The 16,922-nt window shown below is 71.7% G+C and carries 19 protein-coding genes and 1 pseudogene; 6 read left to right on the forward strand and 14 right to left on the reverse strand.

Going from position 1 to position 16,922, the window contains the following annotated elements:
- Positions 1–220: 220 nt before the first annotated feature.
- A complete protein-coding gene (locus AB0H62_RS21765; protein ID WP_360587726.1) occupies positions 221–2,527 on the forward strand; it encodes a Tat pathway signal sequence domain protein in 2,307 nt (768 codons plus the stop codon).
- A gap of 95 nt (positions 2,528–2,622) precedes the next feature.
- A complete protein-coding gene (locus AB0H62_RS21770; RefSeq protein ID WP_360587728.1) occupies positions 2,623–3,342 on the forward strand; it encodes an SDR family NAD(P)-dependent oxidoreductase in 720 nt (239 codons plus the stop codon).
- A gap of 1 nt (position 3,343) precedes the next feature.
- Here the strand turns inward: AB0H62_RS21770 and lexA are convergent, their stop codons facing one another.
- Entirely contained in the window at positions 3,344–3,997 is a 654-nt protein-coding gene (lexA, locus tag AB0H62_RS21775; protein ID WP_220239347.1) for a transcriptional repressor LexA, read from the reverse strand.
- Between lexA and AB0H62_RS21780 the strand changes: the two genes are divergently transcribed.
- Positions 3,990–4,163: a hypothetical protein gene (locus AB0H62_RS21780; protein ID WP_360587731.1), complete on the forward strand. Its 174-nt coding sequence runs from the start codon at positions 3,990–3,992 to the stop codon at positions 4,161–4,163. The two genes, lexA and AB0H62_RS21780, sit on opposite strands and share 8 nt — an antisense overlap.
- A 218-nt stretch (positions 4,164–4,381) precedes the next feature.
- The gene (locus AB0H62_RS21785; protein WP_220239349.1) at positions 4,382–4,747 is read left to right on the forward strand and encodes a YciI family protein; all 366 of its coding nucleotides are present in this window, start codon (positions 4,382–4,384) and stop codon (positions 4,745–4,747) included.
- Positions 4,748–4,787: 40 nt separating this feature from the next.
- Here AB0H62_RS21785 and AB0H62_RS21790 read toward each other — a convergent pair whose 3' ends face one another.
- The 9 genes from AB0H62_RS21790 to AB0H62_RS21830 all read right to left on the reverse strand — a co-directional run bounded on the left by AB0H62_RS21790 (position 4,788) and on the right by AB0H62_RS21830 (position 11,943).
- Positions 4,788–5,780: an RNA polymerase subunit sigma-70 gene (locus tag AB0H62_RS21790; RefSeq protein WP_360587733.1), complete on the reverse strand. Its 993-nt coding sequence runs from the start codon at positions 5,778–5,780 to the stop codon at positions 4,788–4,790.
- Positions 5,777–6,511: an SDR family oxidoreductase gene (locus AB0H62_RS21795; protein WP_220239350.1), complete on the reverse strand. Its 735-nt coding sequence runs from the start codon at positions 6,509–6,511 to the stop codon at positions 5,777–5,779. The genes AB0H62_RS21790 and AB0H62_RS21795 overlap by 4 nt, the downstream gene beginning before the upstream one ends.
- Before the next feature lie 168 nt (positions 6,512–6,679).
- Complete coding sequence (locus AB0H62_RS21800; RefSeq protein ID WP_360587736.1) at positions 6,680–7,147, reverse strand: RDD family protein; 468 nt, start codon at positions 7,145–7,147, stop codon at positions 6,680–6,682.
- A complete protein-coding gene (locus AB0H62_RS21805; protein ID WP_220239352.1) occupies positions 7,131–7,583 on the reverse strand; it encodes a hypothetical protein in 453 nt (150 codons plus the stop codon). The genes AB0H62_RS21800 and AB0H62_RS21805 overlap by 17 nt, the downstream gene beginning before the upstream one ends.
- A gap of 11 nt (positions 7,584–7,594) precedes the next feature.
- Positions 7,595–8,896, reverse strand: coding sequence for a hypothetical protein (locus tag AB0H62_RS21810; RefSeq protein WP_220239353.1), 1,302 nt, complete (start codon positions 8,894–8,896; stop codon positions 7,595–7,597).
- A gap of 16 nt (positions 8,897–8,912) precedes the next feature.
- Entirely contained in the window at positions 8,913–9,404 is a 492-nt protein-coding gene (locus AB0H62_RS21815) for a DUF1269 domain-containing protein (protein WP_220239354.1), read from the reverse strand.
- Positions 9,401–10,114: an HD domain-containing protein gene (locus tag AB0H62_RS21820; protein WP_220239355.1), complete on the reverse strand. Its 714-nt coding sequence runs from the start codon at positions 10,112–10,114 to the stop codon at positions 9,401–9,403. Before AB0H62_RS21820 ends, AB0H62_RS21815 begins: the two co-directional genes overlap by 4 nt.
- Positions 10,074–10,517: a hypothetical protein gene (locus AB0H62_RS21825; RefSeq protein WP_220239356.1), complete on the reverse strand. Its 444-nt coding sequence runs from the start codon at positions 10,515–10,517 to the stop codon at positions 10,074–10,076. The genes AB0H62_RS21820 and AB0H62_RS21825 overlap by 41 nt, the downstream gene beginning before the upstream one ends.
- A gap of 91 nt (positions 10,518–10,608) precedes the next feature.
- Positions 10,609–11,943 (reverse strand): diacylglycerol kinase family protein, encoded by a 1,335-nt coding sequence (locus AB0H62_RS21830; RefSeq protein ID WP_220239357.1) that lies wholly within the window; start codon positions 11,941–11,943, stop codon positions 10,609–10,611.
- A 112-nt stretch (positions 11,944–12,055) separates the two neighbouring features.
- Between AB0H62_RS21830 and AB0H62_RS21835 the strand changes: the two genes are divergently transcribed.
- The gene (locus AB0H62_RS21835) at positions 12,056–13,471 is read left to right on the forward strand and encodes a DUF2252 domain-containing protein (protein WP_360587739.1); all 1,416 of its coding nucleotides are present in this window, start codon (positions 12,056–12,058) and stop codon (positions 13,469–13,471) included.
- Between the two features lie 281 nt (positions 13,472–13,752).
- Positions 13,753–13,884, forward strand: a pseudogene (locus AB0H62_RS21840) (potassium channel family protein); the annotation flags it as partial.
- A 75-nt stretch (positions 13,885–13,959) separates the two neighbouring features.
- On the opposite strand, the gene AB0H62_RS21845 reads toward AB0H62_RS21840, so the two are convergent.
- From AB0H62_RS21845 to AB0H62_RS21860, 4 genes are all read right to left on the reverse strand, one after another.
- Positions 13,960–15,399, reverse strand: coding sequence for an MFS transporter (locus tag AB0H62_RS21845; protein ID WP_220239359.1), 1,440 nt, complete (start codon positions 15,397–15,399; stop codon positions 13,960–13,962).
- Positions 15,400–15,553: 154 nt separating this feature from the next.
- The gene (locus AB0H62_RS21850) at positions 15,554–15,688 is read right to left on the reverse strand and encodes a hypothetical protein (protein WP_360587741.1); all 135 of its coding nucleotides are present in this window, start codon (positions 15,686–15,688) and stop codon (positions 15,554–15,556) included.
- Between the two features lie 10 nt (positions 15,689–15,698).
- Complete coding sequence (locus tag AB0H62_RS21855; protein WP_220239361.1) at positions 15,699–15,941, reverse strand: PadR family transcriptional regulator; 243 nt, start codon at positions 15,939–15,941, stop codon at positions 15,699–15,701.
- A 569-nt stretch (positions 15,942–16,510) separates the two neighbouring features.
- Entirely contained in the window at positions 16,511–16,798 is a 288-nt protein-coding gene (locus AB0H62_RS21860) for a hypothetical protein (RefSeq protein WP_360587744.1), read from the reverse strand.
- Positions 16,799–16,922: the final 124 nt, after the last annotated feature.

The raw sequence follows: 16,922 nt of genomic DNA on the forward strand, positions 1-16,922 counted from the left end.
CCGGCTGTGACGTGCACCCTTGTGGCTCCCGCTCTCGTCGACCGGCTCACGTCGCGATAGTCATCCGATGAATCGATGAAGAGGCCCTAGCTCTTCTCGTGGCTCATGGTGCTCCAGTCGGGTTGCCTTGCCACGAACTTGGGCAGAGGTCTCGACAACAGATGTCAGACATCCTATGTTTTGGCCGACCGCCGCCGCCACTGACCTGGAGGTCGCAGACATGGACGTCTCCCGCAGAACAGTCCTCGGCGGCGCGCTCGCCGGGATCGCGGCGAGCGCGGCGGGCCTGGGCCCGGCCGTCGCCTCGGCCGCGAGCCACCCGCCGCCGGGCGGCGACGACTTCGACTGGGCCGCCTTCCTCGCGGCCGCGGACCTGCGGTGGCAGCGGATGCCGGCCGCATGGACAGAGGGGCCGTTCCTCGGCAACGGTTTCCTCGGCTCGGGCATCTACGCCGAGCCGGGCAAGAACGCGGTGCGCTTCAACGTGCAGCACAGCGAGGTGCAGGACCACCGGCCGCAGTACGGCTCGCTGTTCGGCCTCGCCCGGCTGCCGATCGGGTATTTCACGCTCGAACCCGTCGGCGCGATCACCGGCGTCGACTGGCGTCTGGACCTGTGGAACGCCGAGCTCACCGGCACGATCACCACGGCCGCGGGCAGCCTCGCGCTGCGCGCGATCGTCCACACCGGACAGCCGGTGCTCGCGGTCGAGGTGCGTCCGACCGAGGGCGAACGCGGGTTCCGCTGGGTCTTCCACCCGGCCGAGGCCGTGAGCCCGCGCGCCGACCCCGTCTGGAAGAAGGCGCCGCCCGAGGGCTACGTCGCGAACCCGCCGGCGACGGTCCGCGCCGTCGGCGACAGCCACGTCGCCGAGCAGCCGCTGCTCGCGGGTGGCGAGCACGTCACCGCCTGGCGGGAGGTCACCCGCGGCGGCGCGCGGACGCTCTACTCGTCGGTCGCCTGGTCCTACCCCGACCGCACGTCCACCGCGCGGGCGCTGTGGTCCGTGCGCACGGCGGCCGGGTTCGGCGAGCTCACGCGCGAGCACCGCCGCTGGTGGCACGACTACTACCGGCGCAGCTTCGTATCCATTCCGGACACCCGGCTGCAGAGCTTCTACTGGATCCAGCTGTACAAGCTCGCCTCGGCCGCGCGGCGCGAGGCGCCGGTGATGGCGACCTCGGGCCCGTGGCTGGAGAACACGCCGTGGCCGGCCACGTGGTGGAACCTCAACGTGCAGCTCGAGTACTGGCTCATCCACGGCTCCAACCATCTGGAGCTCGACGCCGTGAGCCGGGCGCTGGACCAGTACCGCGGGCACCTGTCGAGCCAGGTCGGCGCGCCGTACCAGAGCGACTCGGCCGGCATCCCGCGCACCACCGACATGACCCTGTTCAACGGCGTCTCCGACGCGAACAGCGGCTTCCCCGTGGGCGAGCCCGGCCAGGACACCCCGACCCCGGAGGTCGGCGACCTCACGTGGGCGCTGCACAACGTGTGGCTGTCCTACCGGCACACGCTGGATCGCCGCCTGCTGCGCGACACGCTGTTCCCGTTGCTGCGCAAGGCGATCAACTACTACCTGCACTTCCTGGCGCCGGGCCCGGACGGGAAGCTGCACCTGCCGCCCACGTTCTCGCCCGAGTACGGCGTGAACGCCCCCGACTGCACCTATGACCTCGCGCTCGTGCGCTGGGGCTGCCGCACCCTGCTCGACACGGCGCGCGAGCTGCGCGTCGCCGACCCGCTCGTGTCGCGCTGGCAGCAGGTGCTGGCGACGCTCGCGCCCTACGCCGTGGACGGGAACGGCTACATGATCGGCGCCGGCGTGCCCTTCGCGAAGTCGCACCGGCACTACTCGCACCTGCTGCAGGTCTACCCCTTGTACGAGATCACCTGGGAGCAGCCGGAGAACCGCGCCCTGATCGAGAAGTCGCTGGCGCACTGGGTCGGCTTCGAGGGCGCGCTGCAGGGCTACACCTTCACCGGCGCCGCGTCGATCTCGGCTTCGATGCGACGCGGCGACCAGGCGGCGGCCTACCTCGACCAGCTGCAGAGCCGGTTCATCCAGCCCAACACGATGTACGAGGAGTCCGGCCCCGTGATCGAGACGCCGCTCTCGGCGGTGAAGTCGATGCAGGACATGCTGGTGCAGAGCTGGGGCGGTGTCCTGCGGCTGTTCCCCGCTGTCCCCGCGACGTGGGGCGACATCTCCGTGCGCGACTTCCGCACCGAAGGCGCGTTCCTGCTCAGCGCCGCCCGCGAAGGCGGCAAAACGCGCTGGCTGAAGGTCCACAGCGAAGCCGGCGCCCCCTGCATCCTGCGCCCGGGCATCGACGGCGCGCTCGAGGTGACCGACGCGCAGGGCCGGGCGAAGCGATGGCGCACCCTGCCCGACGGCGACGTGCGGGTCGAGCTCGCGCGCGGCGAGGAGGCCTTCGTGTACCGCGCGGGCGACCGGCCGGACTTCGCGGTGCGGCCGGTGGCTTCGAACGGACCGAGCACTCCGTGGGGGCTGCCGGCCTGACCCGGGCGCCGCTGGTGGGTCTCGGGCAGGATGGGTTTCGAGTCCGACGACGCCGACCACGAGAGGGCACAGTGGACACTCGCAGGATCGCCGTCGTGACCGGGGCCGGGCGTGGGATCGGGGCCGCCGTCGCGGAGCGTTTGCACGGGCTCGGCCACCGGGTGGCGCTGCTCGACATCGACGCCGGCAGCTCGGCTGCGAAAGCGCGGGAGCTCGACGCCTCCGGCACCACGGCAGCGCCATTTGCCGTCGACGTGCGGGACCCGGCGGCCGTGCGGGCCGTCGCCGAGGAGGTGCGGCGGGCCTTCGGCGAGCCGGAGATCCTCGTGAACAACGCGGCCCGCACGCGGAGCCGGTCGGTGTGGGACATCGAGGTGACCGAGTGGGACGATGTGCTGGCGACCAACCTGCGCAGCGTTTTCCTGCTCACGCGCGAGCTCGCGCCGGCGATGCGCGAGCGAGGGTGGGGCCGCGTGGTCAACCTGGCGTCGCTGGCCGGGCAACAGGGTGGGCTGGTCGCGGGCGCGCACTACGCGGCGTCGAAGGCGGGAGTCCTGGTGCTCACCAAGGTGTTCGCGAAGGAGCTCGCCGCCTCGGGCGTCACGGTGAACGCCGTCGCCCCGGCGGCCACGCGGACACCGGTGATGGACGAGATGGACGGCGAGGAGCTCGATGCCGCCGAGGCCGCGATCCCCGTGGGCCGGTTCGGGCGCGCCGAGGAGGTCGCGGACCTCGTCGCCTACCTGTGCGGCGAGACCACCGGGTACATCACCGGGGCCACGTTCGACATCAACGGCGGCCTGTTCATGCGGTGACTCACATGCTGCGCAGCACCGACACGACCGTGCCGAGCACCACGGCACGGTCGCCGTCGATCACGTCGTAGGCCGGGTTGCGGGGCTCGAGGTACACGTGGCCGTTGCGGCGCCGGTAGACCTTCACCGTCGCCTCCTCGTCGATCATCGCGGCGACGATCTGGCCCGAGTGCGCCTCGGACTGCTGGCGCACCACCACGATGTCGCCGTCGCAGATCGCGGCGTCGATCATCGAGTCGCCGCGCACGCGCAGGCCGAACACGTTGCCGCGGCCGGTGAGCCCGCGCGGCAGCTGCAGCATCTCGTCGAGGTGCTCCTCGGCCGAGATCGGCGTGCCGGCGGCGATGTGGCCGACGACCGGCACCGCCACGGAGTCCTCACCGTGCTGCGGCTCGGCCGTGCCGAGGAACGCGCGCACGTCGATCGGCCGCGACATCGAGCTGCTGCGCCGCAGGTAACCCTTGTCCTCCAGGCTCGCCAGGTGCTTCGACACCGACGAGGACGACCGCAGCCCCACGGCCTCGCCGAGCTCGCGGCTGCTCGGCGCGTACCCGTGGCGGACCACCCAGTCCCGGATCGTGACCAGGATCTGCTGCTGGCGAAGCGGCAGGGACGAGGCGTCGAGATGGTCGAAGGTGTCGTCGTAGGTGGTCACCCGCCGAATCGTAGAGGTAGGCGCCGCTCGCGCCGGGGACCGGTCCGGTGCGTCGGCGAAGTTCGCCCGGCCGGGGACGGCCGCGCCCGCGGTCGCGTCGGAGAAGGGGATCGACGGCGTCGTGACGAACGCCAAGACCGGCGCTCCGGTGCGCGGCGCGTGGTGACCGGCCGCGAAACGGGCGGGATCGACCTGCGTGTACCTGCGGTTTCGTGACGCTCGTGGCCGCGGACCGGGCTCGGCTGGTCCCCGGCGACGAGGTCGTCGAAAATCTTCCCGATCGGTTTGTCGAATCGCGAGCGGGGCCGTTCGACGCGTCGGTGTGGGCCGGTCAGCGCTTCCGGGAAGAATCCGGATCCCGGCCCGAGGGACAAAGGAGCGGACATGCGGTTTCTCATGATGCACCGGCTGTCGGAGACGCACTCGTCGTGGAACCCCAGCCAGGAGTTCATCGCGAAGATGGGCGAGTTCATCCAGGACTCGGCCGAGAAGGGCATCTTGATCACGGCGGAGGGCGTCCACCCGTCGGAGAAGGGCGCGCTCGTGCGCAAGACGCGCGGCGGTGCCATCAAGGCCACCGACGGCCCCTTCACCGAGGCCAAGGAGGTCATCGGGGGCTTCGCGCTGCTGAACTTCGCGAACCGCGAGGAGGCCGTGGAGTACGCGAAGACCTACGCGGCGCTCTTCGACGACGAGATCGAGGTCGAGGTGCGCCAGGTCGTCGAGTTCGACGAGCTCCCCACCGCGTGACGCCCCGGCCGGTCCGCCCGCCGCGGGCGGACCGGCCGGGTCACCGGTACGAGGGAGCGAACACCGGCACCAGCGCCGGGTCGTTGAACGACGTGATGCGCGCGATGCGCCCGCCACGCACGGTCAGCACCTGCACGCCGTATGGCTCGTCGGGCCCGTCGTCGGTGCGGTGGTGCACGACGAGGGCCGGCTGGCCGTTGGCGCGCGTGGGCGTCATCCGCCAGCGGCCCGGGCGCAGCACGCGCGCCGCGAGGAACCCCGTGACGGCGTCGCGGCCGGTGAACCACGTCGGGATCGGCGGCATCTCCAGCTCGACGTCGGCGCGCAGGAGACGCACCAGCGCTTCGGCGTCGGCGCGGGTGAACGCGTCCACGTAGTTCTCGAGCAGCGCCCGGTCGGTCTCGCCGGTCGGTTCGGTCATCTCGTCCTCGATCGGTCCGGCCTCGGCGAGGTGCGTCCGCGCGCGGCGCAAGGCACTGTCGACGGCCGCGGCGGTCGTGTCGAGCAGCTCCGCGACCTCGGCCGTCGGGAAGGCCAGCACGTCGCGCAGCGTCAGCACGGCCCGCTGCCGAGCCGGCAGCAGCTGCAGCGCGGCGATGAACGCGAGCCGCACCCCGGCCCGCGCCGCGGCGGCCACGGCCGGGTCCCCGGCGCCGAACTCGGGGGCCGGCTGGAGCCAGGCGACCGACGGCTCACGCGAGGCCACCGGCACCCGGTGGTCGTCGGCCGGCGCGCCCAGGCCCGACGGCAGCGGCCGCCGAGCCCGGGTCGCCAGCGCCGTCAAACAGGTGGTGGTGGCGATCTTGTACAGCCAGCGCCGCACCGACGACCGGCCCTCGAATCCGCCGAACCCGCGCCAGGCCCGCAGATACGTCTCCTGCACGAGGTCCTCGGCGTCGTGGATCGAGCCCAGCAGCCGATAGCAGTGCGCGAGCAGCTCCGGCCGGAACGGCTCGGTCAGCGCGCTGAACTCGGCGTTCGACGGCATGGCTTCTCCCGTGGTGCGCAGGAGTCCACTGTAGAGGCCGCTCACGGCAGCGGGCGCACGCCGGCACCGCCGACGACCTGCTCCGGCGCGGCGGTCTCGTCGGCCGCCAGCTCCAGCACGGCCTTGGCCACCTGCTCCGGCGTGAGCACCGGCTGCAGACCCTCGATGAACGCGTCGCGGGCCACGCCCTGGCGGGCCGCGTAGGCGGTGACACCGGCCGAGCCCACGCCGGCCGTCGGCGTGAGCTGGGGGAGCAGCGTGAGGAAACGCAGGCCCAGCCCGGCGCGCTCGGCTTCGTCGGCCGCGTAGCCGCGCAGGTAGCGGACCGCGGCCTTGGCGCTCGCGTAACCGCCGCTGAGCGGCGACCCGGCCAGCGCCGCACCGCTCGACATCGACACGACCACGCCGCCGGGCGCGAGCGGCTCACGCAGCGCCGCGCGGGTCCACTCGAAGACGTGCCGCGTGTCGGTGTGCCAGTTCCGGCTGAAGGTTTCCCAGGTCTGGTCCTGCACCGGCGCCATGTGCGGCGTCGCGCCGGCGTTGAGCACGAGCAGATCGGGCCGGTAGTCGCGGAGCACGGCCGCGGCCAGCGTTTCGTCGGTCGCGTCGGCGGCCAGGGGCGTGAAGAGCTCGCCGGCCTCGTCCCGGACGGCGAGCAGATCCTCTTCACTGCGCGCGATCCCGACGACGCGCGTGCCGGCGGCCACGAGCGCGACGGCGATCGCGCGCCCGAACCCACGGCCGGCTCCGGTGACTACGGCGGTCTGGAAAGACATCGGACACTCCCGGGTGGTGAGGGAAATCGGTCCGCATCAAGACCGCCCGGCGCCGCGAAAACCGTCGGCCTGCCGCTGTGTCTTGGGTCACAGCAGGCTCAGCGGTGCAGGTTCCGCGCTTCCCTGACAATCGTCTTCTCGAGGCCGATCACCGGATCGTATAACGACCTATACGGCGTCCTTTGTGGACACCCGCGCTCCACCGTCGGTCTCCCAGTCGTAGACGACCGTCGTCCGGAGGACGACGTCCTGCAGGGACCGGCGGTGGGGGCTCACGATTACCCACAGCAGCCCGATCGGGAAGACCACGCAGAACAGCGCTCGGGCCGCGGCGCGGACCCAGCCCAGGCGCCGGCCGCGGCCCAAGACGCGGAGGCCGAGCAGTGCCTCGCCGTAGCTGCGGCCGATGGTGGCCCAGCTGACCGTGAGGTACACGATCGCGACGGCCGCGGAGATCCCGCCGGCCAGTGCCGGCGGTGCCGCGGGCCACCGGAACGACAGCGGCGAGGCCGCGAACAGCGCCGCCACCACCGCGAAGTAGCCGCCGACCGTGAGCAGCCCGGTCACGGCCGCGTCGAGCAGGGCGGCGACCAGGCGCGTGACGATGCCCGCCGGCCCCTCAGGCGGGCCGGTCACCACGGCGCCGCAGCACGCGGCCGACCACGCGGGCCACGGCGTCGTCGGCGTTCACCCCGGCACCCCGCACGCCCCGGATCGCTTCGCCCGCAACGGTTCCGCTCGACTGCCGCACGACTTCAGGCAGGTCCATCGCGGCCACGAGGTCACCGAAGTCCAGTGTGGACACCACGGCCGCCACGTCGACCTCGGCGAGCACTGCGTCGAGGTCCACGTGCTCACCGACCAGCTTCGGCAGGTCGACCGCGTCGAGCACGGCCGCGGCGGCCGCGGTCACCACGTCCCGCACCGCGCGGCGCGCCACGTCCTCGGGTACGGCGGTCGTCAGCACGGCCCAGCCCGCCCGCCGCAGCGGGGTGGACGCCCACCAGCCGGCCTTGAGCGCCACCGCGCCCAGCCCCAGCACCGCGCCGACGTGGTCGGGCTCGTCGTTCACGGCGTCCCCCTTCAGCCGGTCGCCGCCGGCCGGTCGCCGGGGACGTCGAGGAACTGGATCACGGCGAGGACCACCAGCAGCACGAGGGCGATCAGCAGCACCGCGAGCCCGCTCGGCCGATCGAGGAACAGGAACACGAGCACGGCGATCGCGACGGCACCGGCGCGCAGGGCCACGCGGTAGGAGTGCACCCACTTGCCGAGGCCGGTGGCGCGCAGGCCGCTGCGCGAGCGCAGCCACGTCAGTCCCTTGACCACGCCTTGGCGGATGTGGACGGCGGTGGACGAAGGACCGGCGAGGAAGGCCCCGAGCGCCACCACGATCCCGACCGCGAACAGGGTTCTCAGACCGTCGCGCAGGAACCGCAGCACGATGTCGAACGCCGCCGAGACCGGTGCCGCCGAGCGGCTCGGGACCGCGTCGACGACGATGGTGCGCCCGATCGCGAGCCCGATCGCGAGGACCAGCATGCTGAACGCGAACCCGAGCGCGGCGCCGATGAGCGCACGTCGTTTGTGCCGGGCGATGTAGACGCCCGCGGCGAGCAGCACGATCGCGATCCACGGCAGCCACGTCGCGAGCCGGTCCAAGGTGGTGTACCACGAGCGCGCTTTCACCAGGCCGGCCGCGTCGGCGACCTCGATCGTCGGGTGGACCTCGGGGATGCGGTTCACGATGGTGAGCCCGTCGGCGGCGAGCTGCTGCTTCGCGTCGTCGATGAACGGCGCGAGGTCGAGCACGACCTTGTCGCCCTGGATCGCGATGGCCGACGCCGACCCGTCGAGCACGGCGACCGCCTGCTGGTGGGCTGTGCGGATCACACGGTCCCAGGTCTGCGCGATCCGGTCGCTGGCGACGAGGGTCGCGACACGGCCGTGCACGAAGCTCTGCACGCCCGACGCGAGCGGACCGGTCAGGGCCTCCAGCCGGTCGGTGACGGCCGGCGGGACGCCCTGGGCCGCGAGCGCGCCGACGGCGTCGGTCGCGATGGCCTGCACGTTGATGTTCGTGAAGATGGTCTCGGTGACCCGGTCGGTCACGGCCGCCTGCACCGCCGGGTCGCGGATCAGCGGGCTCATCGTGGCGGTGAACCGGTCGGTGTCGGAGATCTGGTTGTTCACCCACACCGACGCGAGCGCGAGCGGCGCGAGGATGCAGCCGAGCACGATGAGGATCGAGGACACGATCGGCCGCCAGCTGAGGTGGCGGCGTTCGCGGGTGGCCCGCAGCCGGGCCACTTCGAGCCGCAGTTGTTCCAGCTCGGCCCGCTCGTCCGCGGTCGGCTCGATGAGGTGGTCCGTGCTATCCGACATGACCGGTCCGATCCGATCAGCTCGACATCATTTCCCGCAGCGCGGCTTCCTGCTCCGCGGACAGGTTGGACTGCAGCAGCTCCGGCTTGTGGCCGCCGGCCTCGATCGCGGCCTTCACCTTGTCGACCACTGCGTCGCTGGACATCAGGAACAGGGCCGAGGTGCCGGGGGTGACCTTGTCGCGCACGGACTTGATGAAGTCGTCGTCGATGCCGACGTCGGTCAGCGATCCGGCGAGCGCACCGGTGGCCGCGCCGATGGCGGCGCCGATGAGCGGCATCAGGAAGATCAGGCCGAACAGCATGCCCCAGAACATCCCGCTCATCGCGCCGCCGGCGGTGAGGTTGCGCAGCTGCCGGGTCTTCGGCTTCTTGGCGTCAGGTTTCCACGACACGGTGGCCGCGTCGTGGATCGAGATCAGTTCCTGCTTGGCCAGGCTCCGGAGGGTGTCCACCGCGTTGTCGGCTCCGTCGGGGCTGTCGAACTTCCACACCGTCAGCGTCGTCATCGTGCTCTCCTGTCGGGTTCGCGGGCCGCGCCGACGCCACCGTCGCCCGGCGCGGCCCCGTCCGCCTCGCCCCTGCGGGGTGAGACCCGCCGCCGCACCGCCGCGGCACCCAGCCGCAGCTCGGTGCGCCGCACCGCGTCGTGCCGGGCGGCCTGCGCGCCGGCGTCGAGCGCGCGCACGAGGGGTGAGCCGGAGCCGTGGCGGGCGCGGATGCCGGCGATGCGCTCGGCGAAGTCGGTCGGGCCGCCGTCCGGGGTCGTGCGCATGTCGCAGAACCACAGGGCGTCGCGCAGCACGGTGCGCTCGTCCGGGTAGCGGGCGAGTTCGGCCCCGAGCCCGCGCTCCTCGGCGATGAACTGGGCGGCCGAGTGCTGGGCCACGAGGTTGACCAGCCGGGGCGGTGCCGACACCGCGACGAGGAACCGGGCGCCGTCGAGCGGGTGGTAGCCGGACACGACGAGCCCGGCCGCGTAGCCGATGTCGTGCAGGAGCGCGGCCGCCACGAGCAGCTCTTCCTCGCCGGCGTGCAGCAGACTCGGCCCGATCTGCCGCCCGCACTTCGCGACTCCCTGCACGTGCTGCCACCGCCGGGGCAGTTCGCGCGAAAGATGGCGCTGCGCGAGGCTCCAGGCCCACGCGATCAGCGCGCCGCGAGGGTGCGTCGCCGGTTCAGCGACGGCTGGGGCGGGTTCGGAGTGCGTCGGGGGCATGTGCGACCAGCGCCCAGATGACCAGCACGTCGAGGGTGAGCACGACCAGCGCCCAGAACGGCGCGGCGGGCAGGAAAGTCAGGTGCGCCAAGGCGCTGAGCCCGGCGATCGCGACGCCGGGGTAACGCGCCCAGCTCGCCCGCGCGAACAGCCCGAGCGCCGTGAGCACCGCGGCCGCGCCCAGCACAAGGTGCACCCAGCCCCAGCCGGTGAGGTCGAACAGCAGGGTCCCGTGCGGGGTCACGGCGTAGTACTGCGGGTCGAGCAGCGCCGTGAGCCCTTCGACCAGGGTGAAACTGCCGAGCAGGAACATCATCGTGGCACCGAAGAAGATCCAGCTGGCCCAGCCGGACTCCTCGGCAGCGGCCTCGGGTGCGGCCGGGCGCACAGCGTGATGGCTCATGGTCGGGTCCCTTCTCCTGGCCGCGGACATCTTCGACGACCGGGCTCACGGGCGCTTCGCCCGGTGCGGATGAAAGCGTTCTTTCCGGACGTCAGCGGGCCGGCCGTCCGGCGAGCACGCGGAACACCACGCGCAGCGCCTCGCCCATGCCCTTGGGCGAGGCCGCCGCGGGGGCGACGCCGGGCGCGTCCAGCGGCACGCGCACGCGCAGCGCGCCGGGCAGCGTGCGGAACCGCAGCGGTGGTTCCAGCTGAAGGGCTTCGCCGTCGACGCCGATGTCCACAAGGGACTGTCCCGAGCTCACCACGAACTCCTCGGCCTGCCACTCCCGGTAGCCGGGGTAGCGGGCGAGCTGGCCGGTGAGCTCCGCGGTGACCAGCGCCGGCAGGTCGCGCGCCCGGTCGACGCTCACGGTGACGATGCCGAGGGAGCCGCTGTCGAGCCGTTCGCGCGAGCCGAAGCCGCTGAGGCGGTCGAGGCGGTAGGCGCCGTTGGACACGAGCACGATGTCGGCCGGCGGGCGATCGTCCTCGCCGGGCACGCGGTACTGGAGGTCGAAGTGCTCGGAGTCGGGGCCCAGCAGCTGCGGCAGCTGCCCGGCCACCGTCGACACCTTGGCGTCGCGGTAGCCCGGCGACTGGACCACCGTGGCGTAGACGCCGAGCGAAGCGTTGTTCACGAACACCCGGTCGCCGATCAGCGCGAGGTCGATGCGGTGCTCGGCCGCTTCGCCGTACGCGTCGAGGGCGGCGGTCACGTTCTCGCGGTCGAGCCCGAGGTCGAGGGCGAAGTGGTTGCGCGTGCCGGCGGGCACGCACACATACGGCAGCCCGTGGCGGCGCGCGACGTCGGCGACCAGCGCCTGGGAGCCGTCGCCGCCGGCCATCCCGAGCACGTCCGCGTGGTTGGCGGCCTCTTCGGCGAGCTCCCGCAGGTCGTCGCCGCGGCGCAGCACGACGGGGGTGATGCCACGTTTGCGCGCCTCGCGTTCGAGGTCGAACTGCGCCACCTTCCCGCCGCCGGAGCGGGGGTTCATCAGCAGCACGCCGTGGCGCGCGGGGCCGACGCGGTCGGCCCGGACGCGCCGGGCCAGGTCGTGGCCGATCGCCACCCGGGCGGCCAGCGCCGCGAGCACCATCAGCCCGAGGACCAGCGGCAGCACCACAAACGTGCGCAGGTCCGGCAGCAGGACGATCGCGGCGAGCGCGAGGACCGCCACGACGGCGAGCACGATCCGCGCGAGCCCATGGCGGACCAGCGCGGCCCAGGCCGCGATCGTGGCAATCACCAGCAGCACCACGGCGAGCACCAGCTGCACCGGGCTGCTGACCGCGGCGATGACCGCCACGACGATCGCGGCGGCCAGCGCGAGAAGGGCGCCCAGAGCGCACGCGCGCCGGGCGAGCGACGGAGCAGGGCCGGTCATGCGCCGACCCTGCGTGGGCGGGCGGCCCCGTGTCGTCACCCCGTCCGGATGATGCCTCGTCTCACCCCGTGCGGGGGAGGAAAGGCGCTCGCCGGCGGGTGAAGCTGCCTCGATGGTGCTCACCTCACGACGTTCGACGGTCGAATCCCGGGAAGACCGGATCGCCCGGGGCAAGGCGGCCCGTGCGGCCGCTCCGCGGTCGAGCCACGCAGGGTTCACGCGCGCACGCGGCCGCCCCGATCCGCTGGAACTGCTCGCCCGCCAGGACGAAACGCGGGTCAAGGAACTGCTGCCGATCCGCTACGGGCGCATGGCGGTGTCGCCGTTCACCTACTTCCGCGGTGCCGCGCTGCCGATGGCGAGTGACCTGTCAGGGACGCCGGTGAGCGGGCTTCGGGTGCAGGCGTGCGGCGACGCGCACCTGATCAACTTCGGCGTGTTCGCCTCGCCGGAACGCAAGCTCGTGTTCGACATCAACGACTTCGACGAGACCCTGCCCGGCCCGTGGGAGTGGGACGTGAAGCGCCTCGCGGCGAGCCTCGAGATCGCGAGCCGGCACAACGGGTTCTCCGCCCGCCAGTGCCGCGGCGTGGTGGCCGCGACGGTCGCGCAGTACCGCCAGGCGATGCGGGGATTCGGCGAGCGCACCGCGCTCGACGTCTGGTACGCCCACGCCGATGTCGATCAGGTGAAGGCCCTGTATGCCGACCGCTTGGGCGGGCACCGGCGCCGGATGATCGAGAAGGGCATGGCCTCGGCTCAGGCGCACGACAACCTCGGCGCCCTGCGCCGTTTCACGTCCGTCGCCGACGGCACGGTGCACATCAAGCCCGACCCGCCGATCGTGCTGCCCATCGAGGAGCTCGGGCACACCAAGACGGCCGTCGAGGAGGTGCGCATGCAGCTGGGCTCGATCCTGGAGGCCTACCGTGCCACGCTGGAACCCGAGCGGCGTGTGCTGCTGGACCGCTACCGGATCGTGGACATGGCGCACAAGGTCGTGGGCGTCGGCAGCGTCGGCACGCGGTGCTGGATGGTCCTGCTGCTCGGCAACGACGACCGCGACCCCTTGTTCCTGCAGGCGAAGGAAGCCGGCCCGTCGGTGCTGGAGGAGTTCGCCGGGCCCAGCGACTACGACAACGCGGGGCGCCGCGTGGTCGTGGGCCAGCGGCTGATGCAGACGGTGAGCGACATCTTCCTCGGCTGGGTCCACGTGACCGGCGTCGACGGCCGCCCGCGCGACTTCTACCTGCGCCAGCTGCGCGACTGGAAGGGCTCGGCCGACGTCGAGACGATGGACCCGCGCGACCTGCGCACCTACGGCATGCTGTGCGCCTGGACGCTCGCGCGCGCCCACGCCCGCACCGGCGACAGCGTCGCGATCGGCGCCTACGTCGGTTCCGGTGACTCGTTCGACCAGGCGATCGCCGAGTTCACGCGCGACTACGCCGACCAGAACGAGAAGGACCACGCGGCGTTGGCCAAGGCCATCAAGACGGGTGCGGTCAAGGCCGAGTCCGGGCGGTGAAGGCGCGGCAGCTGCTCGGCCCGGGTGTGCTGCGCCCTGTGCTGACGGTGGCGACGCTCATCGCCGTGTACTACCTGCTCCCGTTGGACCGGCAGCTCGACGTGTGGACGATCGTGGGGCTCGTCGTCGGGGTCACGCTGGTCGCGGTCCTGGTGGTGGTCGAGGCGCGCGCGATCCTGCGCTCCACGCGCCCGGCGTTGCAGGGGATCCAGGCGCTGGCGCTGGTGGTGCCGCTGTTCCTGCTGGTGTTCGCCAACGTCTACTACGTGCTGGACTACAACGTGCCCCAGAGCTTCGACGTGCCGCTGAACCGCACCGACTCGCTGTACTTCGTGGTCACGGTGTTCGCGACGGTCGGGTTCGGTGACATCGTGCCCGTGACGCAGGCCGCGCGCCTGCTGGTCACGGCGCAGATGATCGCGAACCTGCTGGTGGTCGGCGTCGCGTTGCGAGTGATCCTGACGGCCGTGCAGCACAGCCGTTCGCGGTTACCGCTTGGCGTGCTTCGGGATCAGCAGCGCCGTGACCACCCCGACGAGGGCGAGGCACACGAGCATGATCAGGGCGATGCCGAACGGCCCGTTGCCCGGGACGGCCGCGCCGGCGAGCACGGAGCCGACCAGCGCGGTGCCCAGTGACGAGCCGAGGTTCGACACGCTGCGCGACACACCCGAGATGTCGCCCTGCGCCTCTTCCGGCGAGCTGGACTGCACGAGGTTGACCGACGCCGTCAGCATCACGCCGATCCCGATGCCCATCAGCAACAGCCCGGGCGCGAACGTCCAGACGCTCGAGTCTTCCCGGACGAGCACCAGCATCAGCACGAGGCCCAGCGTGGTGGAGCTGAAGCCGGCCCGGATCAGCCTGCGCAACGAGTGGCGCCGCGACATCCGTCCCGCGAGGGCCGACGCGGCGAGGATGCCGATGGTGGCGGGCACGAGCACCAGCCCCGTCTCGATCGCGTTGAAGCCGCGGATCTGCTGCAGGAACACCGACGTCACGAAGAACGCGCCCTGCATGACCAGCCACTGCAGCACCTGGGTGACGAGCCCGAGGTTCGACGCCTTGCTGCGGAAGATCTTCAGCGAGAACAGCGGGGCGCGCCCCGCGTGCTCCACTCGCCGCAGATGCAGGAAGAAGATCGCCAGCAGCACGACCCCGATCGCGACGTAGATCCACACCGGCGACATGCCGCCCTGGGGGATCACCACCGTGCCACCGATCGTGAAGTCCTCACGCGACTTGAGCCACCCGTAGGTGGAGCTCTGCAGCACGCCGAAGACCACGAAGAACAGCCCGGCCGCCGACAGCACCGCGCCCCACACGTCGAAGTGCGGCGGGCGCTCGGCCAGCGGCGGGTCGACGATGCGCAAGGCGAGGACGATGATCAGCACGATCACGGCCACCTGGAAGAGGAACGACGCCCGCCAGCCGAGGTAGCTCGTGATCAGACCGCCCAGCAGCGGCCCCGCCGCCGCCCCGAGCCCCGCCGCCCCGCTCACGATCCCGAAGTTGCGGGCGCGGGCGCTCACGTCTTCGAACACCACCGTGACGAGGATGTAGATCGGCGGGATCAGCAGCGCCGACCCGATGCCCTCCAGCAGCGAGTACCCCACGATCAGCAGCCCGATGCCCTGCGCGAACGACGAGAGCAGCGCGCCCGAGCCGTAGATCACGAGGCCCGCGATGAAGCAGACCTTGCGGCCGAGGAAGTCCGTGAGCTTGCTGCCGGGGATCATCAGCGCGGCCATCGTGAGCGTGAACAGCGTGATCGCCGTCTGGATGCTGATGACCGACGTGCCGAGGTCGTCGGCGATCGTGCTGATCGCCACGTTCATGTTCGTCGCCGCGTAGCTCGCGATGAACTGCCCGAGCGCGAGTGGCAGTACGACGGCGGAAGCGGAGACGCTCTTCGATCCCGTGGCCATCGGGGCCCCTCTCCTCGATGCCCCACCTTGCGAACCCGCGGCTTCGACGGCATCACCTGCTGCGGATGACCCGCCGGAGCCCCGTCGCTGTCCACTTCGGACGCGATGGAGACCGAGCTCGTGAAAGGTCGGCGCACGGGCCCGCGCCGAGGGCTCAGGGTGTGAAGACGATCCGCTCGCGGGGGTCGGACGGCGTCGTCCAGGCGCTCTCGACGTCGGCGAGCGGGACGGCTTTCGCGGAGGTGGCGAAGGTGCCGGCGGCGGTCAGCGAACCCTGACCGCTGCCCATGATCCGCTGACTAGGCGTCCGAGAGTTCTTCCCGGCCGCGTTCGGTGAGCAGGTAGCAGTGCGGACGAAGCGGATCGGACTTGGGCCATTCGTCGGTGATCCAGCCACGCTGCCGCATCTGCTGCAGCAGGGGATACAGGCGCGCGTTGTGTACGCCGACCGCGGCGCGCAGATCCGCAGCCGAGAAGCGTGCGCCGTGACCGCCGCCGAGGAACGCCGACGCCAGCTTGTCCATTTCCCGGGCTGTCCGCATGACCAAATGGTAACCGGAGCATGCGCACGCCGTCAGTCTTCGCCGTCCTGCGCCAGCGGGTCCGGACGCCACCGGAACCGGCTGGACCGGTAGCCGCCACCCGGGCGTGTGGGCCCGGTCGGCTGCCGAGGCGGCCCACTTTCCAACGGCCCGAACACCCAGTTGCCCTCCCGTCCTCCGGCAAGGCAGCTGCGGGTGTCGCGCGGCCGATTCGGTGGCTCGGTCACCGCTTCGGCCTGTCGTCCGGCGGCGGTGGCTGGATCGGTCGGGGCTGTGGGGTGGAGTTGTTCTCCGTCGGTCGGGTCGTTCGGTGGTTCTTGCCCGATACCGGCCGGGTCGGTCCGGTGCCGGCGGTATTTCGTTCCTTTGCCATCTGCTGTCCTCTTTCGGTGTTGTCGAAAAATGGGCAGGTGGAACCCGGCCGCCGCGCGGGGTCGGGGCACAGCGCGGCGGCCGGAGATCGGGTGGTTCAGGTGGACCGCTCGGCGATCACTTGTCGTCTTCGATCACGGTGCCGGTGTCGGGATCGGTCAGGACCTCGGTGCCGTCGTCTTGGATCCAGACGCCCATCAGCGCGGCCGCGGGAGCGCTCGTGGCCGGCGGTGCAGACCTGGATGGTTCGGCGGTATGGACCAGCCGAGGGCGCGGCGGTAGGCCACATCGCAGTACGGGCACTGGGTCGGCACACCATGTGCCGTGCGTTGCTTGAGCGGCTCGAACTCGGCGGCCGCCGACTCGCCGCACAGCATCGTGATGCCGTCGCCCGGGGCCGGAATGGCCGTTAGCGTTGTGCGGTGCCACACGCCGTCTATCACGGGGTGGATCGCCGTCGGGTCGATGTAGATCAACGCCGTCATGCAGTAAGTATTTCCGAGAGTAATTGTTTGGAACACAGCCAGTAACAATCATTTCGGGGCGAGGAGTCGCGCGAACTAGGCGCGAATGGCATAGATCAGGTCCTGCGGCGCGGCGCCTGTACCC

Origin of the sequence: Amycolatopsis sp. NPDC050768, assembly GCF_040654155.1 — a bacterium.
Lineage (GTDB): Bacteria > Actinomycetota > Actinomycetes > Mycobacteriales > Pseudonocardiaceae > Amycolatopsis.